A 24,886-nucleotide genomic window follows, 5' to 3' on the forward strand; every position below is an offset into this window, starting at 1 on the left:
TCGTCAGTCGGCGGCGGTCCACTTGACCAGCGCTTCGAGCGCAGGCCGGGCCGCCGCGGCGTTGGGGTGGTTGATCACCCCCACCACCACGTAGCGCCGCCCCGAGTTCGCGAGCACGTAGCCGGCGATGCCGGTCACGTCCCGCAGCGAGCCGGTCTTCAGGTGGGCGCGGCCCGTGTTGGCGTTGCGGGTGCGGCGCATCGTGCCGTCGATGCCGCTCACCGGCAGTGAACTCATCAGCTCGGACATCGCCGGGCCCGCCCACGCGGCCTGCAGCACGCGGGCCAGCAACTGCGCGGTGACGCGCGAATCCCGCGACAGCCCCGACCCGTTCTCGACCACCGTGCCCGCCACGTTGTCGCCGAAGCGGTCCACCAGCCACTGCCGCACCACGTCGCGCGACTGGTCGGGCGAACCGGTGCCACGCTGCGTGGCGCCGAGCGTGAGGAACAGCTGCTGCGCCATCACGTTGTTGCTGAACTTGTTGATGTCGCGGATGGTTTCGGCGAGCGGCTCGGAGGTGACCTCGAACGTGGGCGGCGTGGCCGGTGCCGCACCGTCGCGCACGCGGCCCGACAGCTTTCCGCCCAGCTCGCGCCACAGACCCGTCAGCGCCCGTTCGTTGTAGGCCTTCGGATCGGCGTAGGCCGTGGGCCACTGCCGCTCGCCGCAGCTCGCCGCGTAGCCGCCCGCGAAACGCACGCGGGCCGGGTCGGTGAAGTCGGCCCGCAAGTCGCCCCGCCAGTCGTCGCAGGGGCCCTTGAGCAGCGGCACCGTGGTGTCCACCCGCACGCCCGCGAGCGGGATGTCCGCAGCCACCAGCGCCACGTTGCGCGCCGGCTGCGGCGTGAACGTGTAGGTGACCGACTTGTAGTTGAGCATCAGCGCGTCGGGCCCCGCGTTCGACGGGCGGTACGGCTCGCCGTCGAACGCCGCCGGGTCGTGGAGTGGCACCGCGAAGGCCGAGCGGTCGAGCACGATGTCGCCCTGGATGTCGCGCACCCCGAGCTGCTGCACGCGCCGCAGCAGCAGCCACAGCCGCTCCACCACCAGCTTCGGGTCGCCGCTGCCCTTGATGACCAGCGAGCCCTTGAGGACGCCGTCGGTGAGCTCGCCCTGGATCCACACGGGCGTGGTCCACGACCAGGCCGGCCCCAGCAGGTCGAGCGCCGCGCTCGTGGTCAGCAGCTTCTGGAGCGACGCCGGATTGACGGGCTGGTGCGGCTGCCACGCGAGCCGGTTCGCCGGCTGTCCCACCTCCTGCACGAGGGCCACGAGGCTGTCCCGGGGCACCTGCGCGCGGGCGAGGGCGGCGTCGACTTCGGGGGGGAGCGGGGTGGGACCGGCGAGGGCGGGCAGGGCGGTGGCGAGCAGGCACAGCGGCAGCGCCGTGCGCCGGAAGAAGGGCGTGATGGGCATGGATCGATGATCGCATGGCCTAGACTTCTGAAAATGACGACAACGAACACGCTGCTGGCCTTCGACACCTCGACCGACCTGCTGAGCCTGGCCTTGTGCACGCCGTCCGGCGACTTCGTGCACGAGTCGGCCGGGGGGGCGCTCGCGTCGGCCCGCCTCGTGCCCGAGGCCATGGCCCTGCTGGCCCGGGCCGGCATCGCGCTGGCCCAGGTCGACGCCATCGCGTTCGGCGCGGGTCCCGGCGCGTTCACCGGCCTGCGCACGGCCTGCTCGGTGGCGCAGGGTTTCGCGCTCGGCGCCGGCAAGCCCGTCGTGCCGGTCGACAGCCTGATGCTCGTCGCCGACGATGCCCGCGACCAAGTGGGCCCCGAGGTCGCCGCGGTGGTGCATGTGGCGATGGACGCCCGCATGGACCAGGTCTATGCCGGGGCCTACCGCTGGTCCGGCGCCGGCTGGGCCGTGCTGTCGGCGCCCGAACTGCTCGATCCGTCCGTGCTGGCCGCCCGCTGGCGCGACGACCCGCCGGCCGTGGTGGCCGGCTCGGGCCTGCCGGTGTTCGCCGCCGCGTTCGACCTGCCCGCCACCACGCGGCAGGTGCCGCAGGCCCGTTCCCGTGCCGCTGCGGTGCTGCGCGTGGCACGCCAGCGGTGGGCGGCCGGTGGTGCGGTGGATGCCTCGCTCGCGCTGCCCGTGTACGTGCGCGACAAGGTCGCCCAGACCACGGCGGAGCGCGAGGCCGCCCGGGAGGCGAAGTCGTGAATGCCGTGATCGACGATCGGCGACAATGGGTCCCGATGACGGTGCTGCACCTCGATGCCGTGCTCGCCATCGAGAACGAGGCCTACCCGGTGCCTTGGACCCGGGGCAACTTCATCGACTCCATCGCGGCGGGCTACGACGCCTGGCTGCTGGTGGATGCGCGCCAGACCCTGCTCGGCTACTTCGTGGCGATGGACGGGGTCGACGAGATGCACCTGCTGAACCTCACCGTGGCCCCGCCGCTGCAGGGCCGCGGGCACGCGCGCGAGATGCTCGACCGCCTGGTGGCCCTGTGCCGCGAGCGGCACGCGCAGATGCTGTGGCTGGAGGTGCGGGTGAGCAATGAACGAGCGAAGGCGCTGTATGCCCGGTACGGGTTCCAGCCCATCCGGATGCGCCGCGGCTACTATCCGCTGCCGCCGGGTCAGATGGGCCGGGAGGATGCGGCCGTGATGAGCCTGAAGGTGGAGTGGGAGTGATGGGTTTCAGCGAACGCCAGGCCTTGATGCTGGAGGAGATGGGCATCCGTGTCTGGACGCGGGCCGAGGTGGCTGCGCCCGTCGAGGCGGTGGCCGAGGCCGCGCCCGAGCCGGCACCGGCCCCCGTTCAGGCCCGGGCACCGGCGCCCATCCCCGCACCTGCACCCGCGCCCCGCGCGCCAGCCGCCCGGCCTCCCGCCATCGAGGTCGTCGCCCGCGGCGACCGCCCCACCGGCACGGAAACGATGGACTGGCCCGCGCTTCGCGAGGCCGTCGCCGGCTGCACGGCCTGCGGCCTGTGCCAGGGCCGCACGCAGACCGTGTTCGGCGTGGGCAACGAGCGGGCGCACTGGATGGTCGTCGGCGAAGCCCCGGGGGAGCAGGAAGACCGCCAGGGCGAACCGTTCGTCGGCAAGTCGGGCCAGCTGCTCGACAACATGCTGCGCGCGCTGGGCCTGACCCGCGACGAGGCGGGCCCCGAGCGGCAGGTCTACATCGCCAACACGGTCAAGTGCCGGCCACCGGGCAACCGCAACCCGGAACCGCAGGAACTCTCCCAGTGCGAGCCGTTCCTGATGCGGCAGATCGCGCTGGTGCAGCCGCGCGTGATCCTCGCGATGGGCCGCTTCGCGGTGCAGAGCCTGCTGCGCAGCAACGAGCCCATCGGCCGGCTGCGCGGCCGGGTCCACAGCTACCAGGGCGTGCCGCTGGTCGTCACCTACCACCCGGCCTACCTGCTGCGCAATCCCGAGGACAAGGGGCGGGCCTGGGACGATCTGTGCCTTGCACGCGAGGTTCTGGCCCCCGAAGGCTGAATGTCGTCGTTATCATGAGCGAGCGAGGGCCGCACGCGGGCAGAGCGGCTCCGATCGACCTCGCTGTCAACCCACAACAAGACGATGAACGAGCCCCGAGCGTTGCTCGACCGTGACCTGCCCGAACCGGAGGCTTGGCCCTGCCTGCTGGCCTGCCTCGCCGACGACGGCGCCGTGCTGCAGGCCAACCGGGAGTTCACGCGCCACCTCGGCATCGCCCACGAGACCCACCCGGGCTGGGTCTGGTCGGCGCTGCTGACGCCCGACTCGCTCGCCGCGCTGCAGGCCGCGCTGCCCCGCCGGGCCGACTTCGCCCTCACCCTGGTCCTCAAGGGCACCCCGCAGGCCCCGGACGGCACCTGGCTCGACGGCCGCGCCCGCTGGGACGCCGAGGGCGCCCGGTACCTGTGCACCTTCCAGGACGTGTCCGACCGCGTGCGCGCCGAGGGCGTGGCCCGCGATCGCGCCGACCAGTTCCAGCTGCTGGCCGACAACGTGCCGGTGCTCATCGCCTACTTCGAGGCCGGCACCTTCGCCTGCCGCTTCGCCAACCGGCAGTACGCCGCCACGTTCGGCTGGGACGAGGCCTCGATCCTCGGCCGCCCGTTCCGCGAGATCATCGGCGACGCCGCCACCCGCGAGATCCAGCCCTACGTCGACATGGTGCTGCGCGACAAGGTCACGGCCTCGTACGAGCGCGAGCTCGTGGGCCGCAACGGCCAGACGCAGTGGCTCGAGGTCAACCTGATCCCGCACCTGGGCCCCGACGGCGAACCCGCCGCCGCCTTCGTGCTGATCGCCGACATCACCCGCCACCGCGCCGCCGAACGCGCGCTGCAGGAAACGCAGGACCGGCTCTCCAAGTTCCTCCAGGCCTCGGCCGAAGGCATCGCCTTCCTGCAGGACGGGGTCATCACCGACGTGAACCCCGCGGCCTGCCAGCTCGTGGGCTTCCCGCCCGAGGAACTGGTGGGCATGCGCACGCTCGACATCGTCGCCGCCGATCAGCGGGCCAAGGTGTCCGACATGATCCGCGCCGGCAACGAGACGCCGTACGAGAGCGCCCTCGTGCACAAGAGCGGCCTGCGCCTGCCGGTCGAGCTCATGGGCCGCTCGATGACCCACAAGGGCGAACGCGTGCGCATGACCATCGTGCGCGACATCCGCGAGCGTTACGCCGCGCAGGAGCACATCCGCTACCTCGCCCACCACGACGCGCTCACCGGCCTGCCCAACCGGGTGAGCCTGATGGAAGACCTGTCGCACCAGATCGCCGCCGCGCGGCGCTCCGACTCGCAGTTCGCGCTGCTGTTCATCGACCTCGACCACTTCAAGCGGGTCAACGATTCGCTCGGCCACCTCGTGGGCGACACGCTGCTGCAGACCATCTCGCGGCGCATCACCGACTGCCTGCGCACCACCGACCGCGTGGCCCGTTTCGGCGGCGACGAGTTCATCGTGCTGCTGCCCAACACGCTGCAGCGTTCCGACGTGGAGGAGGTCTCGAACAAGCTGCTGGCCGCCATCGAGGTGCCGGTCAACGTCGACGGCCGGCTGATCTCGGTCACCCCGTCCATCGGCATCTCGATGTTCCCGCACGACGCGGGCACGGCCGACGCGCTCATCAAGAACGCCGACACCGCGATGTACCTCGCGAAGTCGCGCGGCCGCGCCAACCACCAGTTCTTCACCCCGGCCATGGCGCGGTCCGCGCTCGACGCACTGGTGATGGAAAGCCAGATGGCCCAGGGCCTCGCCCGCGGCGAGTTCGTGCTGCACTTCCAGCCGCAGGTGAGCGCGGCCGACGGCCGCCTGCTGGGCGCCGAGGCGCTGATGCGCTGGCACCACCCCGAGCGCGGCCTGCTGATGCCCGACGCGTTCATCGAACTCGCCGAACAGCAGCGGCTGATGCTGCCGCTCGGCCAATGGGCCTTGCGCGAAGCCGCACGTTGCGCGAAACGCTGGCACGACGCGGGCATCCGCCACGCCCCGGTGGCCGTGAACCTGTCGAGCGTGCAGTTCCAGACGAGCGGCTTCACGGCGCTCGTGGAGCAGATGCTGCTCGAGGAGGACGTGTCCGGCACCCTCGTGGAACTCGAGATCACCGAACGCATGCTGATGGACGACCTGCCCGAGGTGCGGCGCAAGCTCACCGAGCTGAAGGCGCTGGGCATCCGCATCGCGGTGGACGACTTCGGCACGGGCTACTCGTCGCTGGCGCACCTGAAGGAGTTGCCCATCGACAAGATGAAGATCGACCGCTCCTTCGTGCACGATCTGCCGGGCGACCCGGAGTCGAACGCCATCGCGCGGGCCATCATCCAGATGTCCCGCGGGCTCGGGCTGAAGGTCATCGCCGAGGGCGTGGAGACCGCCGCGCAGCGGGAGTTCCTGCAGCAGGCGGGGTGCGACGAACTGCAGGGGCTGCTGGTCAGCGGGCCGCTGACCGAAGAGGCGTTCGAGGCGTGGGCGCTCGGGTTGAAGGTGACGAGCGCCTGAAGAAGGCCGTCACCCCGGCGCACGCCGGGGCCCACTGCGGTCAGCTCACTTCTTCTGCTTCACCGGCCGCGCCCACCCTTCGAGCGAGACCTGCTTCCCCCGCGCCACCGCCAGGTTGCCCGCCCCCACGTCCTTCGTGATGGTGGAACCGCCACCGATGGTGGCGCCGGCGCCCAGGGTCACCGGGGCCACCAGCACGCAGTTGCTGCCCACGTGCACGTCGGCCTCGATCACGGTGCGGTGCTTGTTGGCGCCGTCGTAGTTGGCGGTGATGCTGCCCGCGCCGTAGTTGACGCGTTCGCCCACGGTGGCGTCGCCCAGGTAGGCGAGGTGGTTGGCCTTCGCGCCCTTGGCGAGCGTGGAGTTCTTCACCTCGACGAAGTTGCCGATGTGCACCTCGTCGCCGAGGTCGGCGCCGGGCCGCAGGCGCGCGAACGGACCGATCAGCGCGCCGGCGCCCACCTTCACGCCGAGGGCTTCGCCGTCGATGTGGGTGAACGGATGGATCACGGCGCCGGCCGCGATGCGGGCGTTGCGGATCACGCAGTTCGCGCCGATGCGCACGTTGTCGCCCAGCGAGACGTCGCCTTCGAACACGCAGTTGACGTCGATCTCGACGTCGGCGCCGCACGACAGCGAACCACGCACGTCGAAGCGGGCCGGGTCGGCCAGGCGCACGCCGGCGTCCATGAACTGCACGGCCAGCGCGCGCTGGTGCAGGCGCTCGAGCTCGGCGAGCTGCACCGGGCTGTTGACGCCCAGCACCTCGACTTCGGCGGCCGGCTGCGCGGCCACCACGGGCACGCCGTCGGCCACGGCCATCGCGACGATGTCGGTCAGGTAGTACTCGCCCTGGACGTTGTCGTTCTTCAGTTGCGACAGCCAGCGCTTGAGCAGCGCGGTGGGCACGGCCATCATGCCGGTGTAGACCTCGCGGATGGCGCGCTGCGCGGGCGATGCGTCCTTGTGCTCGACGATGGCGCGCACGGCGTCGCCCTCGCGCACGATGCGGCCGTAGCCGGTGGCGTCGGCCAGGTCGATGGTGAGCAGCGCGAGGCGCGTGCCGCCGCAGGCCTCGACCAGCGCGCGCGCGGTCTCTGCGCGGATCAGCGGCACGTCGCCGTTGAGGATCAGCGTGGTGCCGTCGTCATGCAGCGCGGGCACGGCCTGCTGCACGGCGTGGCCGGTGCCCAGCTGCGGCATCTGGCGCACGAAGGTGAGGTGCGGCGCCTGCACGGCGGTTTCCACCTGCTCGGCGCCGTGGCCGGTGATGGTGATGATGCGGTCGGCCTGCAGCGTGCCGGCGGTGTGCAGCACGTGTTGCAATAGACTGCGTCCGGCGAGCCTGTGCAGCACCTTCGGCAGGCTGGATTTCATGCGGGTTCCCTTGCCCGCGGCCATGATCACGATGTCGAGTGCCATGCAGCATCCTTTTCTGAAGTCCGCAATTATCGGGGTGGTGTTGCTTTTGACCACCCTGCTTTCAGGGTGTGGGGCACTCCGTCTGGTCTATGGCCAGGCCCCCGAACTGGTGTATTGGTGGCTCGACGGCTACGTCGACTTCGACAGCACGCAGAGCGAGAAGGTGCGTGACGACCTGGCCCGCTACGCCGAATGGCACCGTGCCACGCAGTTGCCCGACTACGCCCAGCTGCTCGTGCGCGCGCAGGCCCAGGTGCTGTCGCCCGACCCGATCACGCCGGCCGGGGTGTGCCGCTGGTACCAGGACGCCTTCGCGCGCGGCGCGCCGCTGATCGAACGCGGGCTGCCGGCCGCCACCGAGGCCGTGATGCAGTTCACGCCCGAGAACCTGAAGCACCTCCAGCGCAAGTACGAGAAGGTCAACGCGAAGTTCCGCGACGAGTACCTGCAGCCCGACCCCGAGGACCGCCTGGAGGCGGCGGTGGACCGCGTGGTGGACCGCACCGAATCGCTCTACGGCCGCATCGACGGCCCGCAGAAGGAACGCATCGCGAAGCTCGTGGCCGCGTCGCCGTTCGATCCCGAGGTGTGGTTCGCCGAACGGCAGCAGCGCCAGCGCGACACCCTCGCCACGCTGCGGTCGCTGCTGGCCGCGAAGGCCCCGCCCGACCAGGTGCAGGCGGGCCTGCGCACGCTCGTGGCGCGGCTGCAGCAGTCGCCGCGCGAGGCCTACCGGGAGTACGACGAACGGCTCAAGGCCTACAACTGCATGGTGGGTGCCGAGGTGCACAACAACATGACCCGCGAGCAGCGCCAGGAAGCCGCCAAGCGCCTCAGGGGCTGGGCCGACGACTTCCGGGCGATGTCGGCGGCGCGCTGACGGGCGCGTCAGGGCGACAGCGGCACCGCGACCCGGCGCGGGTTCACGCCGGTGCTCGGGAAGTCCATCATCGCCGCGCGGAACATCGCGGCGAGCAGGTTCTTGCTGCCCGGGGTGTTGCCGTCGTTCTCGGCGCGCGCCTCGTACAGCGGCTCGCCGGACTGGCGGTCGCGGATCAGCACCACCACCTCGCGGTCGTAGCGCGGCGCGTCGAAACGGTACGCGAGGCCCGGGCCGTAGTAGGGGCCCCAGTACGGACCCGCGTACGGGTAGCGGCCGTAGCGCCCGTAGTAGAGGCCGCCGCGCCACCACAGCGGGTCGTCGTACGGCGAGCGGTCCATGCGGCTCGCGCGGGCGCCCAGCTGCACGGTCACGTCGGCGGTCGCCGGGTCGGTGGCGGGCTGGAAGCCCGAGGCCTCGACCGCGGCCCGGGCCACCGCCTCCAGGCGGTCCTGTTCCTTCGCGCGGGCCTGCTGCGACGGCAGCCGCTCGAAGGCATAGGTGGACGGCTTGCGGTCGACCGGCCACTTGCTGAACGTGGACACGTCGCTCTCGATCGTGTTCATGCCGGCGCAGCCGGCGAGCGTGGCCACGGCCAGCAGGGCGGGGAGGGTGGTCTTCAGGGACATCATCGCGGGGTTCCAGGGCGGTTCGACCCCTCCGCCCGGCGAGAGGTTCCGGCCGGGCGCTGGCGCCAGGCCTCCAGGAACGCGAGGGTCACCGCCGCCTCGTTCGCCTCGGCCAGGCCGCTCGCGAACAGGGCGCCCACGTCGGCGTCGAACCCCTCGCCGCCGGCGAGGTCGCTCAGCGAGCGGAACGCGAGGTACGGCACGCCGTTCGCATGGGCGACGTGGGCCAGCGCCGCGGTTTCCATCTCGAAGGTCTGCGCCTGCAGCACGCGGTGGAGGTACTCGCGGTACTGGGCATTGGCGAGGAACACGGTGGCCGACACACCCCGCCCGCCCACCTTCAGCCGCGGCTGCTCGCGCACGCACAGCTTCTCGTCGAGCGTGCCGTCCGCGCGCCGCGCCTTCGGGCCGCAGCGTTCCAGCGGGGGAGACAGCGCGCGGGCCACCGCCAGCATCTCGGGATCGACGGGGTAGTCGAAGTACCACGCGCCTTTCGGTCCGGTGGTGGCGTTGACGACGTGGTTGCGCCGCATGTAGAGGCCCGTCTCGACGGGGCCGGACGGGCCCTCGAGCACGAACGGCGGGAGCGGCTGGCCGTCGGGGCCCGTGGCCAGCTGCAGCCCGAGGCACGACAGGTCGAGCGGCGTGCCGCACGGCGACGGCAGCGCCGAGCCGCTGTTCCAGAACACTTCCATCGGCATGGCCCAGCGGTCGGGCACGGTGACGTCGCCCACGCGGTTGGCCGGGTCGACGCCACCCGCGATGCCGCTCATCAGCAGCCGCTCGATGCGGAAGTGGTCGAGCATCTGCTGCGTCACGAGCGTGCTGTTGACCATGCTCACGCCACTCAGCACGATCACGACGCGGTTGCCGCGCAGCACGCCGGTGGTGAAGGTCTTGCCGCTGATGGTGTGCACGCGCTTGGCGCGGGTCTGCGCGAGCAGGATGTCCGCCTCGGCGCCGAAGGCCGAGACGATGCCGATGCGCGGGGTGCACTCCGTGAGGCAGCGCCGGTCGGCGGCCGAGGCGGTGGCGAAGGCGAGGGCCAGCGCCAGCAGGCAGCCCAGTCGGCGGAATGTCGTCATGGGCGGTCCCGGGTGCGGTCTCGTCAGCGCTGGATGGTGATCACCGACGGCGGCGCGCAGTCGTCGTCCTCGTCGAACGCGCGGTCGCCCTGCGGGTCGGGCACGCCGGTGGCCTTCAGCGACGCGAACGGGAACAGGTTCCGGTCCATCAGGTGCGACGGCACGATGTTGCCGAGCGCCGAGAACAGGTTGTCGACGCGGCCCGGGAAACGCTTGTCCCAGTCGCGCAGCATCTGGCTGATCTGCACGCGCTGCAGGTTGTCCTGGCTGCCGCACAGCGTGCACGGGATGATCGGGAACTGCCGGTGCTCGGCCCAGCGCTCGAGGTCGGCTTCGGGCACGTAGGCCAGCGGGCGGATCACCACGTTGCGGCCGTCGTCGCTCACGAGCTTGGCCGGCATGCCCTTGAGCTTGCTGCCGAAGAACATGTTCATGAACAGCGTCTGCAGGATGTCGTCGCGGTGGTGGCCCAGCGCGATCTTCGTGCAGCCCAGTTCACCGGCCACGCGGTACAGGATGCCCCGGCGCAGCCGCGAGCACAGCCCGCAGGTGGTCTTGCCTTCGGGAATGACGCGCTTGACGATCGAGTACGTGTCCTGGTTCTCGATGTGGAACGGCACGCCGCGCGAGGTCAGGTACTCGGGCAGCACGTGCTCGGGGAAGCCCGGTTGCTTCTGGTCGAGGTTCACGGCCACGAGCTCGAAACGGATGGGCGCGCGCTGCTGCAGGTTCAGCAGGATGTCGAGCATCGCGTAGCTGTCCTTGCCGCCGGACATGCACACCATGACCTTGTCACCTTCTTCGATCATGTTGAAGTCGGTGATGGCCTGGCCGGCCAGGCGGTGCAGGCGCTTCGAGAGCTTGTTGATCTCGTACGCGGCTTTCTCGGCCTTCTTCGCCTCGTCGGGCGTGTCGAACACGGCGCTCATCTCACGACTCCTTCTTCAGGCCGAACACTTCGCAGCCCACCGAGTCGCAGTCGGGGTACACGTCGGGCTTTTCGGTGGACACCTTCGCGGCGCGCACGAGCGGGTGCGCGAGCATCAGCGCCAGCACGTCGTCGCACAGCGTCTCTTGCAGGTGCACGTGGCCCTGCTTCACGCGCTGGCCGATGGTGCGGCGCATGAAGTCGTAGTCGAGTACCTCGGCGAGGTCGTCTTCCTTCGGGGTGGACACGGCCAGCGGGATGTAGAGGTCGACGTTGATCAGCACGCGCTGCTCGCCGCGCTTCTCGAAGTCGTGCACGCCGATGTTGATCCAGACCTCGTAGTTGCGCAGGAACAGGCGCCGGCAGTCCATCAGGCTCGGGTGACTCAGGAGACTTTGCATCTCAGGCTTTCGGGGCAGCGTCGCGGGCCAGGAACATCACGTCGCGCGACTGGGGCTGCAAATGCTGGCCGCCGTCCACGAGCATCGTGGTGCCGGTGATGGCCGGGGAGTCGATCAGGAAACGCACGGCGCGGGCGATGTCTTCCGGCTGCGAGGAGCGTTTCAGCGGGGTGAGGGCATGGGCCTCGGCGAATTCGCCGTCGGTCATCGCCCCCGACAGCAGCGTGACACCCGGTGCCACGCCGCACACCCTCAATTGTGGCGCAAATGCCTGCGCCAGCATCACGGTGGCGGCCTGCAGGGCCGCCTTGGACAGGGTGTACGAGAAATAGTCCGGGTTCGGATTCCACAGTTTCTGGTCGAGCAGGTTCACGACGCAGCCGGTGCCGCCCGCGGCCAGCAGGTGGGCGTGGAAGGCCTGGGACAGCAGCACGGCCGGCGCGGTGTTGGCCCGCCAGTGGGTTTCCATGGCCGCGAACCCGGCGGTGGCGGCGTCGTCGTACTCGAACGTGGAGGCGTTGTTGACCACGGCGTCCAGCCGGCCGAACCGTTCCAGCACCGCGGGCAGCAGGCCGCGGCAGGCCACCTCGTCGGACAGGTCGGCCGCGAACGCCTCGGCCCGGGCGCCCAGCGCCTGCAGCGCGGCGACGGTCTCCAGCGCCTCGTCGCGGGAGTGCCGGTAGTGCACCGCGATGTCGAACCCGCCCTGGGCGAGGTGCCGGGCGATCTCGCGCCCGAGGCGGCGGGCGCTTCCGGTGACGAGGACGACGGGTCGGGTGGTCATGGTTCCTACAATGGCGGGATGCAATCCAACGAGTCCGTCAGTGTATCGGCGGCCCTTCCCCGGCTGATCCACGAGGCCATCGCCCGGAACGGGGGCTGGCTGCCGTTCGACCGCTTCATGGCCCTGGCGCTGTACGCCCCGGGCCTCGGCTACTACGCGAACGACAGCCGCAAGTTCGGCCACCTCCCGCAATCCGGCAGCGACTTCGTCACCGCACCCGAGCTGTCGCCCCTGTTCGGCCGGGCGCTGGCCCGCCAGGTGGCCCAGGCGCTGGCCGGCACCGGCACGTCCGACGTGTGGGAGTTCGGCGCCGGTTCCGGGGCCCTGGCCGAGCAACTGCTCGACGCGCTGGGCGAATCGGTGGCCTCGTACACCATCGTCGACTTGTCCGGCAGCCTGCGCGAACGCCAGCGTGAGCGGCTCGCCCGGTTCGGCGCCCGCGTCCAGTGGGTGGACGCACTGCCCGACACGATGACCGGCGTGGTGGTGGGCAACGAGGTGCTCGACGCGATGCCCGTGCAACTGCTGCACTTCGACGGCGCCGTGTGGCAGGAGCGGGGGGTCGTGACCGACGGCGAGGGATTCGCCTGGAGCGACCGCCCGTCCACGCTCGTGCCGCCCTTCGAAGGCCCGTTCGTGCCGGACACCGTCACCGAGATCCACCCCCAGGCCGAGGCCTTCATCGCGACGCTGGCCGACCGCCTCGAGCGCGGCGCGGCGTTTTTCCTCGACTACGGCTTCCCCGAGTCCGAGTTCTACCACCCCCAGCGCCACGGCGGCACGCTGATGTGCCACCACGCCCACGTGGCCGACCCCGACCCGCTCGTGAACGTGGGCCAGAAGGACATCACCGCCCACGTCAACTTCACCGGCATCGCGCTGGCCGGGCAGGACGCCGGGCTCGACGTGCTGGGCTACACCTCGCAGGCGAACTTCCTGTTCAACTGCGGCCTCATGGACCTGCTGCCCCCGGGCGACCTGCGCGCCAACGCGCCGGTGCAGATGCTCGTCAACGAACACGAGATGGGTGAACTGTTCAAGGTGATCGGCTTCGCCCGCGGCGGCGATGCGGCCTTCGTGAACGCCCCCCTCGGCTTCTCGGCCGGCGACCGGTCGCACCGCCTGTGATCCGCTGGCTGATCGGCGTCTTCATCGTGTTGCTGCTGTTCGGCAACTTCCACCGCTGGCTCGAGAAGATCGGCCTCGGCCGCCTGCCGGGCGACTTCCGCTTCCGCCTCTTCGGCCGCGAGTTCTTCCTGCCGTTCGCGAGCAGCGTGCTGATCTGCGTGACCATCCTGCTGGTGGGCAAGCTCTTCTAGCCGCGGCGTTCCCCGTCACGTCATCGTCATCAGATGTCGTCATCATCCGGCGACACAATGACGAGACGGGTAGGGGGAGATGCGCAAGTTCCTGGCGCCGGCGCTGGTGGTGGTGCTGCTGACCGCGGTGGGCGGTGGCATCTGGTACTCGAACACCCGGGTCGGTGACGACCGCGCCACGGCGGAGGCCGCGCGGCTCACGCAGGCGCGCGAGGTCAGCGTGCGCGGCCTCATCGGCAGCGAGAAGGAAGCCTTCTTCGCCGACCCGCGCGTGGCGCAGGCCCTCGCGAAACACGGCATCACCGTGTCGGTGGAGAAGGCCGGCTCGCGGTCCATCGCCAACCGCTACGACCCGAAGAAGTACGACTTCGGTTTTCCGAGCGGCGCGCCGGCCGCCTCGCAGCTGAAGACGCAGGCCCAGGCCGCCAACGTCTACACGCCGTTCTACACGCCGATGGTGGTGGCGAGCTGGAAACCCATCGCCGACATCCTGATCGCCAACAAGATCGCCGAGAAGCGCGGCGATGTCTTCTACGTGGTGGACCTGCCCGCGCTGATGGCCCTGATCGAGAAGGGCACGCGTTGGCGCGAGCTCGAGAAGAGCCAGGCCTTCGCCACCAGCAAGGCCGTGCTGATCGCGAGCACCGACGTGCGCACGAGCAACAGCGCGGCCATGTACCTCGCGCTCGCGAGCTACCTCGCCAACCGCCAGCAGATCGTGCAGAGCCAGGAGGACGTGGACCGCGTGCTGCCCTCGGTGGTGCCGCTGTTCCTGCGCCAGGGCCTGCAGGAGCAGTCGTCGTCGGGCCCGTTCGAGGACTACCTGGCCCTCGGCATGGGCAAGGCGCCGCTGCTGATGGCCTACGAATCGCAGATGGTGGAGTTCTGGCTGAAGAACCCCGACAAGGCCAAGGGCGAGATGGTGCTGATGTACCCGTCGCCCACCGTGTACTCCAAGCACGTGCTGGTGCCCTACACGCCCGCGGGCGCACGCCTCGGCGAGGCGCTGGAGAAGGACCCCGCGCTGCAGGCGCTGGCGCACGAGTACGGCTTCCGCACCGGCGGCACCGAGAAGGGCCCGGCGCAATGGGCGCGCCAGGGCGTCGCGGTGCCCGACACGCTGGTGGACGTCATCGACCCGCCCAGCCAGGAATGGCTGGAACGCATGATCTCGGCCGTCGAGGCCCGTTTCAAGTGAGCAGACTCCCATGAACACGACCCAGACCACGACCTCCACGGAACTCGTTCCGCCGCAGGCCTTCACGCTCGAACCCCCGGCGCCCGTGGCCGTGGTGCCGGTGGAGAGCGCCAGCGGCCGCGTGCGCCTGAAAGCGGAAGACGTCGCCGCACTCGACGAGCAGGTGCGCCAGTTCATCGACGACATCACGTCGCACGACAGCCAGCACCCGAAGTTCAAGGACGCCGTGGCCCGCATCCACAGCATGGGCAGCAAGGACATCGAGGCCTCGGCGTCCGTCAGCAACCGCATGCTGGACCGGCCCGTGAAGACGCTCGACAACGGGCTGTTCGACAAGGGCTCGCAGATCGGGCAGGGCCTGATCGACCTGCGCCGCCAGATCGAGGACCTCGACCCGTCGCGGCAGGGCGACCTCTTCAGCGCGCGCAAGCTGCTGGGCCTGATCCCGTTCGGCAACAAGCTCGCCGACTACTTCGACCGCTACCAGAGCAGCCAGTCGCACCTGAACGCGATCATCGAGGCGCTCAAGCGGGGCAAGGACGAACTGCTGCGCGACAACGCCGCCATCGAGGTCGAGAAGACGAACCTGTGGGGCCTGATGGAGCGGCTCGAGAAGTACGTGCACATCGGCAAGAAGCTCGACGTCGAACTCGAGGCCAAGGCCGTGGCGCTGGACGCCGCCGACCCGGAGAAGGCCCGCGTGGTGCGCGAGGAGATGCTCTTCTACACGCGCCAGAAGGTCACCGACCTGCTGACCCAGATGGCGGTGAACATCCAGGGCTACCTCGCCCTCGACATGATCCGCAAGAACAACCTCGAGCTGATGAAGGGCGTGGACCGGGCCACCACCACCACGGTCAGCGCGTTGCGCACCGCGGTGATCGTGGCGCAGGCGCTGGCCAACCAGAAGCTGGTGCTCGACCAGATCGGCGCGCTCAACACCACCACGTCCAACCTCATCGCCAGCACCAGCGAGCTGCTGCGCGACCAGAGTTCGGCGATCCACCAGCAGGCGGCGAGCAGCACCGTCGACCTCGCGAAGCTGCAGCTCGCGTTCGACAACATCTACCAGACGATGGACACGATCGCCGACTTCAAGGGCAAGGCGCTGTCGGCCATGCAGACCACGGTGAACACGCTGACCGACGAGGTGGCGCGCTCGCGCACGTACCTCGACCGTGTGCGCCGGCAGGAGGCCGCCGAGGCGGCGGGGGCGGGCACCGAGGTGCGGCTGTGAACTGGCGGGCCGCGGCCGCGGTGCTGCTGCTCGCGGCTGGCGCGCTCGCCGGCTGTGGCCGCAAGGAGGCGCAGCCCGCGGCGGCCGCCAGCAGCGGTGGCAGCGGTGGCGCCGCGTTCACCGTGCTCGCCGGCTCCGAGGTGCGCGACATCGAGCCCGCGCTGGTGCAGGCCGCGCGCGACGCCGGCGTCGCGCTGAAGCTCACGTACGCGGGCACCCTCGACATCGTCGAACGGGTCAATGCCGGCGAGGCGGTCGACGCCATCCTGCCGGCGAGCGGCGCCTACCCCGCGCTGGCGCTGGCGACGAAGCCGCTCGCGCGCGAGAAGCTCTTCTACTCCCGCGTGGCCCTGGGCGTGAAGGCGGACACGCTGAAGGCCCTCGGCTGGGACCGCAAGCCGCCCACCTGGGCCGACATCGCCCGCGCGGCCGGCAACGGCAAGCTGCGTTTCGCGATGACCAACCCCGCCAGCTCGAACTCGGGCATGAGCGCCGTCTTCGCCGTGGTGTCCGCGGTGGCGGGCAAGACCGAGGACCTGGCCGCGGCCGACGTCGACACGAAGGTGCTCACCGCGTTCCTGTCCGGCCAGAAGCTCACGGCGGGCAGCTCGGGCTGGCTCGCCGAGGCCTTCGCGAAGGCGCCGGGTGAGCTGGATGCGATGGTGAACTACGAGAGTGTCCTGCTGCGCAACAACGCGAAGCTGCCGACGGCGGACCAGCTGGTGCCGGTCTACCCGCAGGACGGCGTGATCAGCGCCGACCACCCGCTGATGCTGCTGGCCGAGGCCCGGCGCGCCGACTACGAGAAGCTCGTGGCCGCGTTCAAGGCACCGGCCTTCCAGCAGCGCGTGGCCACCGAGGCCTTCCTGCGGCCGTCGGTGCAGGGCGTGGCGCTCGCGCCGGGGCTCAGCGACGCGGTGGCGGTGGAGCTGAGCTTCCCGAACCGCCTCGAGGTGATCGACGCCGTGCTCGCCAGCTACCAGGGCGAGTGGCGCCGGCCCGCCACGTCGATCTTCGTGCTCGACACGAGCGGCTCGATGGCGGGCAAGCGCCTCGAGGACATGCGCACGGCACTCAAGGTGCTGGCCGGGGCCGACGCCAGCACGGCCAGCGCGCGCTATGCCCGCTTCCAGAGCCGGGAGCGTGTGGTGCTCATCAGCTTCTCCGACCGGGTCGACGACCCCGTGCAGGTGGGCTTCACCCCGGACGCGCTGGACGCGGCCCGCCGCAAGGTGCTGGGCTACGCGGACGGGCTGCACGTGAAGGGGGGCACCGGCATCTACGCCGCGCTGCTGCAGGCCGAGGCCGTCGCACGGAGCGAACGCGCGGCGGACCCGGACCGCTTCGTGAGCATCGTGCTGCTGACCGACGGCGAGAACAACGCGCCGCCGGACCTCGCGGGCTTCCGCCGGCAGATGGCGGGTGCGGCGCCGGTGCGGATCTTCCCGATCCTCTTCGGCGAGGCGAACAACGCCGACATGGCGGCGCTGGCCGACGGCTCGGGCGGCCGGGTGTTCGACGGGCGCAAGTCGTCGCTCGCGCCCGTGTTCAAGGAGATCCGGGGGTACCAGTGAACGACGTCGCCACGACCCCGGCGCGGCGCCCGCTGAAACTGCGGCTGATGCTGTTCGTCTACGGCACGCCCAACATCGCCGGCTGTGCGCTGGCACTCGCCGGTCCCGCGCTGCTGTTCGCCGGGGTCATCGGTCCCGGCTGGGGCTGGATCACGCTGGGCCTGTACGCCGCGGGGTGGGTCGCGGGCGGCCTCGTGGGCAACACGCCCGAGGTCGAGCGGCGCATCGCCGACACGATGACCGTCTCGCAGACGCTGGAACACCTGGACGACGTCATCGCCCGCGTGCAGTCCCACCTGACCGAGGAGATGCGCCAGCGCCTGGCAAGCGTGCGCGGCTCGGTGGCCGAGGTGCTGCCGCGCCTGCTGGCCGCGCGTTCGCACGACGCCGACCTCTTCACCGTGCGCGAGACCGTGCTGCGCTACCTGCCCGAGACCCTCGCGAACTACGTGACGCTGCCCGCGGCCTTCCGCTTGTCGCAGGTGCTGAAGGACGGCAAGACCGCCCGCCAGCTGCTGACCGAACAGCTCTCGCTGCTGGACGAGAAGCTGCAGGAGATCGTCGCCAACGTCTCCGGCGCCGACGCGCAGGCGCTGGTGGCGAACGGGCAGTTCCTGGAGATGAAGTTCCGGCAGCCCGACTTCCTGGCACGTTGACCATGGCGCGCACCATCATCGACATCCCCCAGGCGCAGCTCGGCGAGGTCGACGACCTCTGCAAGCTGCTGGGCATCTCCCGCGCGGAAGCCGTGCGCCGCGCGCTGCGCGACTTCGTGCGGAACAACCGCAGCGTGGGCACCGACGGCTTCGGCCTGTGGAAGGACCATGCCGAGGAGGTGCGGCGGGCCATGAAGCTCGCGCACGACACCGACCCGGGGGGCGCATGAGCGACGCCGTGATCGACACCGGCGTGCTGCTGGACTACCTGGCCGGCGACGAGCGGGCGCAACGCGCCATCGCGCCGTGCGTGCATCGCGCCATCAGCGTGGTCACGTGGCTGGAGTTGATGGCCGTGTGTCCCGCCGGGCAGCTCGATGCGGCGCGTGGCTTCCTGCGGACGTTCGAGCGCTTGTCCATCAGCGAATCGGTCGCCGACGAGGCGCTGCGGCTGGTGCAGGCGCGCCCGGGGCTGCCGCTGAACCGCGCCCTGGCATGGGCCACCGCGCGCGTGAACCAGCTCTACTTCGTGACCAGCGAACCGGCGTGTGCCGGCCTGGTCCTCGCCTATCAGGGCACGAAGGGGACGTAGAGCGGCGGCAGCTTCAGCGCCACCTTGTCCTGCGCGGCCCGCGCCGACAGGTCCGCCATCACCACGCTGAAATCGTCGATCAGCAGCGGCATGGCCTGCAGCGGTTCGTCGAGGGGGCGCCAGAAGTTGTCCCAGTGCACCGGGATCACCCGCCTCGCGCCCACGGCCCTGACGGTCTCGTTCCAGTAGGCGGTGCGGTACGCCTCGTCCTTGCGGCCCAGCGTGCCGGTGCCGAGGAACACCGTGTCGGCCTTCAGGCCCGCGAGCGCGCCGGGCACGTAGCCGGCGCTGCCCTGCACGAGCCAGCTGCCGCCGTCGGCATGTGTGACCAGGAGCGACCACACCGTGCCTTCGCGCCACGCGGTGGCACGCGCCGGCGGCACGAGCGGGGCCTCGATGGGCTCGAGCGAATGCCCGTCGCTGTACGGCGTCGGGCTGTGGCGGCTCGCGATGAAACGCAGGCTGAACTTGCCGAGCTGCACCACGTCGCCCGACTTCACCTCGCGCATGCGGCTGGCCGGCAGGCCGAGGCCGCGGCCCACGTTCAGCGTGGACACCGAACCGATCAGCGTGGCGCCGGTGCGCTGGGCCACGACGGGCGAGTCCATCGCGTGGTCGTAGTGCGAATGCACCGGCACCACCGCGGCGAGGCGCGTGACCCCCAGCCGCTTCAGGGCCTGGTCGATGCGGGCCGCGTCGGGGGCGATCTTTTCGGTGAAGGTCTGCCACGCGCCGGGCCGCGAGAAGAAGCCGTCGGTCATCCACGCCGTTTCGCCGTCGTCGAAGACCAGCGTGCTGACGCCACCGAAGCGCACCCGCACGCCCGTGGACGAATGCGCCTCGGGCAGCACGAGGGCCTGGTACGGCAGCAGCGGCGGGTGGCGCTGGAACTGCACGAGCGCGAACCCCATGACCCCCACCACGGCGGCGAGGGCGAGCCCGGTGATCCAGCGCCAGGCGGTGAAGCGGGGGGTCTCGGGCATCGGGGTCTCCGGGAACGTCGTTGAGGAGGGCGGTCAGCCGCCCGCGGCGATGCGACGCAGCGCGTCGGGGTCGAGGATCTCGAGGGCACCATACCGGCGCTTCAAGACACCTTGCGCTTCGAACGCACGCAGCACCTCGCTGACCGTCTGGCGCGTGAGGCCCAGCATCGCGCCGAGCTGGCGCTGGTTGACGGTCAGCGCATGCCGCGCATGGCCGGGCACCACCATGCCGTGGGCGTCGGTCATCGCCTGCAGCCGGCGCGCGAGGCGCACGGGCGAGGGCAGGGTGCTGCTGCCCTCGGTGCTCTCGAACAGCGCGCGCATCTTCTCGACGACGAGGCTGCCGAGGTGGCGCCACAGCACGGGGTCGTCGTGCAGCATCGCCTGCAGGTTCGCGAGGGGCACGAGCAGCAGCGTGGCGGCGGTGCGGGTCCACGCATCGTGGGTGCGCGGGCCGTCGTCGAAGGCCGCGATCTCGCCGAACCACTGCGGCGGTTCGGCCACGGCCAGCAGCATCTCGCGCCCGCCCAGGTCCACCGCGCCGATCTCCACCGCCCCGGTGAGCACGCAGTAGAGGCCCGCGTTCGGGTCGCCGCGCGAGAAGAGGCGTGTGTTCGCCGGCACCGGCCGCAGCTGGGCGTGGCCGAGCAGGCGGTCCTTCACGGCCGGGGGCAGCGCGGAGAACCACCGGCCTTGTTCGAGCACGGGGAGGAAGTCGCGCGGTTGCTGGGGCACTCGTTGGAATCTCCGCTGGGGTGGTCCGAGCGGAGTTATACCCGGCCTGCGGTGAGTTCCTCGATGCGCCGCACCATCTCGGCATTGCGCGGGGCCGTGGTGCCGAGACGCGCGGCCAGGCGCACGAACTCGCCGCACAGCGCGTCGACCTCGGTGCGGCGGCCCTGGGCCACGTCGTCGGCCATGCTGGAGCGGGCCTTCGCGTCCATGCGCAGCATGCGCGCGGCCAGGACGCGGAAGACCGGCGTGGGCAGGCGCAGGAACGCGGGCATCCACCGCCACGGCAGCGGCGACAGCGTCGCCGGCTCGATGCCGGCGCGCCCGAGCAGTTGCAGCGCCTCGGCCATCAGCGCGGCGAGGGTGCGGCGGTGGCCGCGGTCGAGCAGCTGCGCCTGCAGCGGCAGGCCCGACAGCGCGTTGACGGGGTTGTTCAGGTTGAGCAGCAGCTTGCCCCATTGCACCGGGGCGAGGTCGTCGAACACGTCGAGCGGCAGGCCCGCGCGTTCGAAGACGGGGCGCCACGGATCGAGCGACGGATCGGCCTGCACCGCGATGCGGCCTTCGGTGCCGCGGTGGAAGTGGCCCGGGCCCAGTTGGGCCACGTTGAACGGCACCATGCCCGGGATGACCCGCAGCGACGGGGCGGCGGCCGCGGCCACGGCCGGGTTGCCCACGCCGTTCTGCAGCGACACCACGGGCGTGCCGGGCGGCACCTGCAGCGAGGCGGCCGCCTCCGCGGTGGCCGGCGACTTCACGCACAGCAGCACCAGCGAGGGCGTGTGGGAGGAGGGCGGCGACTCGTGGAGGCGCAGGGCCGACGGCGGCACCGTGTCGTCGCGGCCATCGAGGTCGGACACCCGCAGGCCATCGGCGGCGAGGCCCGACAGCACCCGCGGCCGGCCGATGAAACGCACCTCGGCGCCGGCCGCCTGCAGGCAGCCGCCCACGAAACAGCCGATGCTGCCGGCGCCCAGGACCCAGACGGGGCCGGTCACGGGGTCAGCGCGCGGCCGCATCCAGGCGCGCCGGCCGGCGCACCGGGCCGCTCGCCTCGGCGATCGCGGCCTCGACGTCCTTGCGCCAGCCCAGCAGGAAACCCGCCTCGGCCAGCACGAACAGCGGGCCGATGATCAGCCCCATCAGGTCGTCGACGAACGCGGGCTTGCGGCCCTCGAACACGTGGCCGACGAACTGGAACACCCAGCCGACGACGAAGAGCCCGATGCCGGCCGACAGCCACGCGGCGAACGGCAGCGCCGCGACCTCCATCGACACCGCGACGGCCGCGGCCAGCAGCGCGGTCATCACGGCGCCGTAGCGCAGGTCGAGCCGCAGGTAGTAGGCGCTCGACAGCGCGGCACACACGATCGCGAGGTTCATCGGCACGCCGAGCCCGCCCCACGCGGCCCGTGCGAGCAGCACCGTGATGCCGAGCACGATCATCGGGATGCCGACGAAGTGGGTGGCGATGTTGCGGCTGTCGCGGTGGTACGCGGCGTAGGCCGACAGCTGGTCGTGGAGGGTCTTCATGGTGTCTCCCGAAAGGGGTCCTGGAGCGCCGATGATGGCAAAGGGGCTCCGCCGCAAATGTCGGGTACTTAACAAAGCGGCCTCGCTTACGGGTTTGTTCGCGGGTCGAAACGTCGGCTGGCCGGCATTCTGTGGGCCAGATCGCGGCCACCATCGCCGCTCCCTTCCTTCGTCCCGAGGCCCCGCATGCAAAGCGACCTGATCTCCTCGATCCTGCTCCCGCTCATCCTCGCGTTCATCATGTTCTCGCTCGGGCTCGGCCTCACGGTGGCCGACTTCAAGCGCATCGCCACCGCGCCGCGGGCGCTGCTGGTGGGCTTCGTGTGCCACTTCATCCTGCTGCCGGTCGTCTGCTACTTCATGGTCTCGGCGGCCGGCATCGGGGGCGCGTTCGCCGTGGGCTTCATGCTGCTGGCCTCGTGCCCCACCGGCACCACCTCGAACCTGCTCACCTACGTCGCGCGCGGCGACGTGGCGCTCGCGGTCAGTTTCACCGCGGTGGCGAGCGTGGTCACCATCTTCACGCTGCCGCTGGTGGTGTCGTGGTCCATGAACCACTTCCTCGGCGCGGCGCGGGCCGTCGACATGCCGGTGGGCACCATGATGGCCCAGGTCTTCCTGATGCTCGGCGTCCCCGTCGCGCTCGGCATGTTCGTCCGGCACCGCGCGCCGCGCTGGGCCATCGCCTTCGAACCCAGGGCCACGCGCATCGCCACCGTGCTGTTCGTGCTGATCGTCGCGGGCGCCGTGGCCAAGGGCTGGCCCCTGCTGCGCGACAATTTCGCCACGCTGGCACCCCTCGCGCTGTGCCTGAACCTCACGATGCTCGCGGTGGGCTTCCTCGCCGCGTGGCTCGTGCGCCTGTCACGCCGCCAGTCGGTGACCCTCGGCATCGAGACGGCGGTGCAGAACGCCACGCTGGCCCTGGTGGTCGCGAGTTCGGTGCTGAAGGACGACGCGATGGCCATCCCGGGGGCACTCTACGGCGTGCTGATGTACGTGGGCGGGCTGGCGTTCGCGTTCGGGATGCGGGCGTTCGTGCGCCCCGAAAACGATCAGGCGGACAGGAGCGCCGCGATCGCCTCCTGACGAGCCCGCCGGATGGCGTCGGCGATGGCAGGCCCCTGGCGGCCCTGCTCGGCGGCCTTCGCGGCCACAGCCGCGGTGTCCACCGACCGTGCCGCTTTCAAGGCCTCCAGCAGCCGCTGCCGCTGCGGATAGGGCTCGTCCTCCTTGTCCAACCGCCCGCGCGCATCGCACTCGCACGCGAACAGCACGTCGGCGAAGCGCTCGGGGCGGCGCCACGCATCGCAGCGATCGAGCAGCCGCACCACGGCTGCCGCGTCGAGCGTGCCGCTGCGGTGCACGTTGCCGTGTTCACGCGCCACCGTGACGGCGGTCTCGCGGCATTCGTTGGGCACCCGCAGGCGTGCGCTGACCGCTTCCACGAGCTTCACGCTGCGCGCCTCGTGGGCGATGTGGCGCGGCCATTCGTCCTCCGGCGTCGTGCCCTTGCCGAGGTCGTGGCCCAGGCACGCGTAGCGCACGGCGAGCGGGGCGCCCAGGCGGGCGGCGGTGTCCAGCACCATCATCAGGTGCACGCCGGTGTCGACCTCGGGGTGGTGCAACTCGGGCTGGGGCACGCCCCACAGGCAGTCCACCTCGGGCAGCAGCCGGGCGAGCGCCCCGCAGCCGCGCAGCACCTCGAACATGCGCGAGGGGCGTTCTTCCATCAGGCCGCGCGACAGCTCCTGCCACACGCGTTCGGCCACCAGGGCATCGACCTCGCCGTCCTCGACCATGCGCGACATCAGCGTCTCGGTCTCCGGCGCCACCGTGAAGTCGTGGAAGCGGGCGGCGAACCGCGCGATGCGCAGGATGCGCACCGGGTCCTCCGCGAACGCCGGTGAGACGTGGCGCAGCACGCGCGCTTCCAGGTCCTTGCGGCCGCCGTACGGGTCGACGATCAGGCCGTCGTCGTCCTGCGCCATCGCGTTGATGGTGAGGTCGCGGCGCTGCAGGTCCTCCTCGAGCGTGACTCCGGGGTCGGCGTGGAACGTGAAGCCGTGGTAGCCGGGCGCGGTCTTGCGTTCGGTGCGCGCGAGGGCCACCTCCTCGCGCGTTTCCGGATGCAGGAAGACCGGGAAGTCCTTGCCGACCGGCAGGTAGCCCTGGTCCACCAGCTCCTTCGGCGACGCGCCCACTACGACCCAGTCGTGGTCGTTCACGGGCCGCCCCAGCAGGGCGTCCCGCACCGCGCCGCCGACACGCCAGGTCTTCATGCGCGGGACGTGCGGTAGTTCTCCTCGAACTGCAGGAAGTCCTGCTCGGCCAGCGCGTCGCGGCGCCAGGCCGAGAGGCTGCGCAGCGCGAGCACCCGGTCGACGTAACCCTGCACCACGGGCGGCACCGGCACGCCGTACGTCACGAGGCGGGTGACCACGGGGGCGTAGAACGCGTCGGCGATCGTGAAGTCGCCGAACAGCATCGGGCCGCCCGACTCGGCGAGCAGCGAGGTCCACATCGACACCAGGCGGTCGACTTCCTTGCGCACGTCCGGTTGCTCGGCCAGCACCTTCGCGCCCACCTCGGGCAGGCGCGCCTCGATGTTCATGCCGAAATGGTTGCGCACGCCGTTGAAGCCCGAGTGCATCTCCGCCGTCACGCTGCGCGCGCGGGCGCGGCGCTTCGGGTCGGCCGGCCACAGGTTCTTTTCCGGGAACTTCTCGGCGGCGTACTCGGCGATGGCGAGCGAGTCCCACACGGCCAGGTCGCCGTCGACCAGCACCGGCACCTTGCCCACCGGGTTGTGCTTCAGGATCTCGGTCTTGAACTTCGAGCCGGGGTCGAACGAGTCGAAACGCACCACCACCTCCTCGAACGGGATGCCGGTTTCGGTGAACAGCACCCACGGGCGCATGGACCAGGACGAGTAGTTCTTGTTGCCGATGTAGAGCTTCAT

The 24,886-nt window shown here is 70.9% G+C and carries 27 protein-coding genes; 14 read left to right on the forward strand and 13 right to left on the reverse strand.

Annotated features, from left to right (window positions below):
• Positions 1-3: 3 nt before the first annotated feature.
• Positions 4-1,419: a D-alanyl-D-alanine carboxypeptidase/D-alanyl-D-alanine endopeptidase gene (gene dacB, locus A4W93_RS02955; protein WP_085749184.1), complete on the reverse strand. Its 1,416-nt coding sequence runs from the start codon at positions 1,417-1,419 to the stop codon at positions 4-6.
• 33 nt (positions 1,420-1,452) lie between these two features.
• Between dacB and tsaB the strand changes: the two genes are divergently transcribed.
• The 4 genes from tsaB (at position 1,453) to A4W93_RS02975 (ending at position 5,971) form a co-directional block, all read left to right on the forward strand.
• Entirely contained in the window at positions 1,453-2,178 is a 726-nt protein-coding gene (gene tsaB / locus A4W93_RS02960; protein WP_085749185.1) for a tRNA (adenosine(37)-N6)-threonylcarbamoyltransferase complex dimerization subunit type 1 TsaB, read from the forward strand.
• A gap of 35 nt (positions 2,179-2,213) precedes the next feature.
• A complete protein-coding gene (rimI, locus tag A4W93_RS02965; protein WP_085749186.1) occupies positions 2,214-2,657 on the forward strand; it encodes a ribosomal protein S18-alanine N-acetyltransferase in 444 nt (147 codons plus the stop codon).
• Entirely contained in the window at positions 2,657-3,472 is an 816-nt protein-coding gene (locus tag A4W93_RS02970) for a uracil-DNA glycosylase (RefSeq protein WP_085749187.1), read from the forward strand. Before rimI ends, A4W93_RS02970 begins: the two co-directional genes overlap by 1 nt.
• Positions 3,473-3,556: 84 nt before the next feature.
• Positions 3,557-5,971 (forward strand): putative bifunctional diguanylate cyclase/phosphodiesterase, encoded by a 2,415-nt coding sequence (locus tag A4W93_RS02975; RefSeq protein WP_085749188.1) that lies wholly within the window; start codon positions 3,557-3,559, stop codon positions 5,969-5,971.
• Between the two features lie 45 nt (positions 5,972-6,016).
• Here A4W93_RS02975 and glmU read toward each other — a convergent pair whose 3' ends face one another.
• Positions 6,017-7,393 (reverse strand): bifunctional UDP-N-acetylglucosamine diphosphorylase/glucosamine-1-phosphate N-acetyltransferase GlmU, encoded by a 1,377-nt coding sequence (glmU, locus tag A4W93_RS02980; RefSeq protein ID WP_085749189.1) that lies wholly within the window; start codon positions 7,391-7,393, stop codon positions 6,017-6,019.
• A 109-nt stretch (positions 7,394-7,502) separates the two neighbouring features.
• On the opposite strand from glmU, the gene A4W93_RS02985 reads away from it, so the two are divergent.
• Positions 7,503-8,273, forward strand: a complete 771-nt coding sequence (locus A4W93_RS02985) for a DUF6279 family lipoprotein (protein ID WP_085749190.1) — start codon at positions 7,503-7,505, stop codon at positions 8,271-8,273.
• A gap of 8 nt (positions 8,274-8,281) precedes the next feature.
• On the opposite strand, the gene A4W93_RS02990 is transcribed toward A4W93_RS02985, so the two are convergent.
• The 5 genes from A4W93_RS02990 to A4W93_RS03010 are packed head-to-tail and all read right to left on the reverse strand — an operon-like array spanning position 8,282 to position 12,100.
• Entirely contained in the window at positions 8,282-8,905 is a 624-nt protein-coding gene (locus A4W93_RS02990; protein ID WP_237357676.1) for a DUF4136 domain-containing protein, read from the reverse strand.
• Positions 8,902-9,987, reverse strand: coding sequence for a 5'-methylthioadenosine/S-adenosylhomocysteine nucleosidase (locus A4W93_RS02995; RefSeq protein WP_085749191.1), 1,086 nt, complete (start codon positions 9,985-9,987; stop codon positions 8,902-8,904). Before A4W93_RS02995 ends, A4W93_RS02990 begins: the two co-directional genes overlap by 4 nt.
• A gap of 23 nt (positions 9,988-10,010) precedes the next feature.
• Complete coding sequence (gene ttcA / locus A4W93_RS03000; protein WP_085749192.1) at positions 10,011-10,916, reverse strand: tRNA 2-thiocytidine(32) synthetase TtcA; 906 nt, start codon at positions 10,914-10,916, stop codon at positions 10,011-10,013.
• Position 10,917: 1 nt separating this feature from the next.
• Entirely contained in the window at positions 10,918-11,316 is a 399-nt protein-coding gene (locus A4W93_RS03005; RefSeq protein ID WP_085749193.1) for a dihydroneopterin aldolase, read from the reverse strand.
• A gap of 1 nt (position 11,317) precedes the next feature.
• The gene (locus A4W93_RS03010) at positions 11,318-12,100 is read right to left on the reverse strand and encodes an SDR family oxidoreductase (protein WP_085749194.1); all 783 of its coding nucleotides are present in this window, start codon (positions 12,098-12,100) and stop codon (positions 11,318-11,320) included.
• Between the two features lie 18 nt (positions 12,101-12,118).
• Here A4W93_RS03010 and A4W93_RS03015 point away from each other — a divergent pair, with 18 nt between their 5' ends.
• The 8 genes from A4W93_RS03015 (at position 12,119) to A4W93_RS03050 (ending at position 18,676) form a co-directional block, all read left to right on the forward strand.
• Entirely contained in the window at positions 12,119-13,228 is a 1,110-nt protein-coding gene (locus A4W93_RS03015) for a class I SAM-dependent methyltransferase (RefSeq protein WP_085749195.1), read from the forward strand.
• On the forward strand, positions 13,225-13,419 hold the full coding sequence (locus A4W93_RS03020; protein WP_085749196.1) for a DUF2905 domain-containing protein: 195 nt from the start codon (positions 13,225-13,227) through the stop codon (positions 13,417-13,419). The genes A4W93_RS03015 and A4W93_RS03020 overlap by 4 nt, the downstream gene beginning before the upstream one ends.
• A gap of 79 nt (positions 13,420-13,498) precedes the next feature.
• Positions 13,499-14,617, forward strand: coding sequence for a hypothetical protein (locus A4W93_RS03025; protein WP_085749197.1), 1,119 nt, complete (start codon positions 13,499-13,501; stop codon positions 14,615-14,617).
• Between the two features lie 10 nt (positions 14,618-14,627).
• Entirely contained in the window at positions 14,628-15,854 is a 1,227-nt protein-coding gene (locus A4W93_RS03030) for a toxic anion resistance protein (RefSeq protein ID WP_085749198.1), read from the forward strand.
• Positions 15,851-17,428, forward strand: a complete 1,578-nt coding sequence (locus A4W93_RS03035) for a vWA domain-containing protein (protein WP_085749199.1) — start codon at positions 15,851-15,853, stop codon at positions 17,426-17,428. The genes A4W93_RS03030 and A4W93_RS03035 overlap by 4 nt, the downstream gene beginning before the upstream one ends.
• Positions 17,425-18,084 (forward strand): hypothetical protein, encoded by a 660-nt coding sequence (locus A4W93_RS03040; protein ID WP_237357677.1) that lies wholly within the window; start codon positions 17,425-17,427, stop codon positions 18,082-18,084. Before A4W93_RS03035 ends, A4W93_RS03040 begins: the two co-directional genes overlap by 4 nt.
• A 2-nt stretch (positions 18,085-18,086) precedes the next feature.
• Positions 18,087-18,314 (forward strand): ribbon-helix-helix protein, CopG family, encoded by a 228-nt coding sequence (locus A4W93_RS03045; RefSeq protein WP_085749200.1) that lies wholly within the window; start codon positions 18,087-18,089, stop codon positions 18,312-18,314.
• Entirely contained in the window at positions 18,311-18,676 is a 366-nt protein-coding gene (locus tag A4W93_RS03050) for a PIN domain-containing protein (RefSeq protein WP_085749201.1), read from the forward strand. The genes A4W93_RS03045 and A4W93_RS03050 overlap by 4 nt, the downstream gene beginning before the upstream one ends.
• Here A4W93_RS03050 and A4W93_RS03055 read toward each other — a convergent pair.
• From A4W93_RS03055 to A4W93_RS03070, 4 genes are read right to left on the reverse strand one after another with little or no spacing between them, the layout of a single operon-like run.
• Positions 18,655-19,659: an MBL fold metallo-hydrolase gene (locus tag A4W93_RS03055; protein ID WP_218919184.1), complete on the reverse strand. Its 1,005-nt coding sequence runs from the start codon at positions 19,657-19,659 to the stop codon at positions 18,655-18,657. The genes A4W93_RS03050 and A4W93_RS03055 overlap by 22 nt on opposite strands.
• Positions 19,660-19,692: 33 nt before the next feature.
• Positions 19,693-20,394, reverse strand: coding sequence for a Crp/Fnr family transcriptional regulator (locus A4W93_RS03060; protein WP_169726500.1), 702 nt, complete (start codon positions 20,392-20,394; stop codon positions 19,693-19,695).
• A gap of 35 nt (positions 20,395-20,429) precedes the next feature.
• Positions 20,430-21,389, reverse strand: a complete 960-nt coding sequence (locus A4W93_RS03065) for a 2-dehydropantoate 2-reductase (protein ID WP_237357678.1) — start codon at positions 21,387-21,389, stop codon at positions 20,430-20,432.
• A 4-nt stretch (positions 21,390-21,393) separates the two neighbouring features.
• Positions 21,394-21,924 (reverse strand): Mpo1 family 2-hydroxy fatty acid dioxygenase, encoded by a 531-nt coding sequence (locus A4W93_RS03070; RefSeq protein ID WP_085749204.1) that lies wholly within the window; start codon positions 21,922-21,924, stop codon positions 21,394-21,396.
• A gap of 129 nt (positions 21,925-22,053) precedes the next feature.
• Between A4W93_RS03070 and A4W93_RS03075 the strand changes: the two genes are divergently transcribed.
• On the forward strand, positions 22,054-23,013 hold the full coding sequence (locus tag A4W93_RS03075; RefSeq protein ID WP_257790085.1) for a bile acid:sodium symporter family protein: 960 nt from the start codon (positions 22,054-22,056) through the stop codon (positions 23,011-23,013).
• On the opposite strand, the gene A4W93_RS03080 is transcribed toward A4W93_RS03075, so the two are convergent.
• Positions 22,980-24,206 (reverse strand): multifunctional CCA addition/repair protein, encoded by a 1,227-nt coding sequence (locus tag A4W93_RS03080; RefSeq protein WP_085749206.1) that lies wholly within the window; start codon positions 24,204-24,206, stop codon positions 22,980-22,982. The two genes, A4W93_RS03075 and A4W93_RS03080, sit on opposite strands and share 34 nt — an antisense overlap.
• Complete coding sequence (locus A4W93_RS03085; protein ID WP_085749207.1) at positions 24,203-24,886, reverse strand: glutathione S-transferase family protein; 684 nt, start codon at positions 24,884-24,886, stop codon at positions 24,203-24,205. The genes A4W93_RS03080 and A4W93_RS03085 overlap by 4 nt, the downstream gene beginning before the upstream one ends.

The organism is Piscinibacter gummiphilus, assembly GCF_002116905.1.
Taxonomy (GTDB): Bacteria; Pseudomonadota; Gammaproteobacteria; order Burkholderiales; family Burkholderiaceae_C; genus Rhizobacter; species Rhizobacter gummiphilus.

Bases quoted from the DNA above. Each gene is read 5' to 3' on its own strand.
- dacB (WP_085749184.1), bottom strand. From the start codon at position 1,419: ATGCCCATCACGCCCTTCTTCCGGCGCACGGCGCTGCCGCTGTGCCTG.
- tsaB (WP_085749185.1), top strand. From the start codon at position 1,453: ATGACGACAACGAACACGCTGCTGGCCTTCGACACCTCGACCGACCTG.
- rimI (WP_085749186.1), top strand. From the start codon at position 2,214: ATGACGGTGCTGCACCTCGATGCCGTGCTCGCCATCGAGAACGAGGCC.
- A4W93_RS02970 (WP_085749187.1), top strand. From the start codon at position 2,657: ATGGGTTTCAGCGAACGCCAGGCCTTGATGCTGGAGGAGATGGGCATC.
- A4W93_RS02975 (WP_085749188.1), top strand. From the start codon at position 3,557: ATGAACGAGCCCCGAGCGTTGCTCGACCGTGACCTGCCCGAACCGGAG.
- glmU (WP_085749189.1), bottom strand. From the start codon at position 7,393: ATGGCACTCGACATCGTGATCATGGCCGCGGGCAAGGGAACCCGCATG.
- A4W93_RS02990 (WP_237357676.1), bottom strand. From the start codon at position 8,905: ATGATGTCCCTGAAGACCACCCTCCCCGCCCTGCTGGCCGTGGCCACG.
- A4W93_RS02995 (WP_085749191.1), bottom strand. From the start codon at position 9,987: ATGACGACATTCCGCCGACTGGGCTGCCTGCTGGCGCTGGCCCTCGCC.
- ttcA (WP_085749192.1), bottom strand. From the start codon at position 10,916: ATGAGCGCCGTGTTCGACACGCCCGACGAGGCGAAGAAGGCCGAGAAA.
- A4W93_RS03005 (WP_085749193.1), bottom strand. From the start codon at position 11,316: ATGCAAAGTCTCCTGAGTCACCCGAGCCTGATGGACTGCCGGCGCCTG.
- A4W93_RS03010 (WP_085749194.1), bottom strand. From the start codon at position 12,100: ATGACCACCCGACCCGTCGTCCTCGTCACCGGAAGCGCCCGCCGCCTC.
- A4W93_RS03015 (WP_085749195.1), top strand. From the start codon at position 12,119: ATGCAATCCAACGAGTCCGTCAGTGTATCGGCGGCCCTTCCCCGGCTG.
- A4W93_RS03025 (WP_085749197.1), top strand. From the start codon at position 13,499: ATGCGCAAGTTCCTGGCGCCGGCGCTGGTGGTGGTGCTGCTGACCGCG.
- A4W93_RS03030 (WP_085749198.1), top strand. From the start codon at position 14,628: ATGAACACGACCCAGACCACGACCTCCACGGAACTCGTTCCGCCGCAG.
- A4W93_RS03045 (WP_085749200.1), top strand. From the start codon at position 18,087: ATGGCGCGCACCATCATCGACATCCCCCAGGCGCAGCTCGGCGAGGTC.
- A4W93_RS03050 (WP_085749201.1), top strand. From the start codon at position 18,311: ATGAGCGACGCCGTGATCGACACCGGCGTGCTGCTGGACTACCTGGCC.
- A4W93_RS03055 (WP_218919184.1), bottom strand. From the start codon at position 19,659: ATGCCCGAGACCCCCCGCTTCACCGCCTGGCGCTGGATCACCGGGCTC.
- A4W93_RS03070 (WP_085749204.1), bottom strand. From the start codon at position 21,924: ATGAAGACCCTCCACGACCAGCTGTCGGCCTACGCCGCGTACCACCGC.
- A4W93_RS03080 (WP_085749206.1), bottom strand. From the start codon at position 24,206: ATGAAGACCTGGCGTGTCGGCGGCGCGGTGCGGGACGCCCTGCTGGGG.
- A4W93_RS03085 (WP_085749207.1), bottom strand. From the start codon at position 24,886: ATGAAGCTCTACATCGGCAACAAGAACTACTCGTCCTGGTCCATGCGC.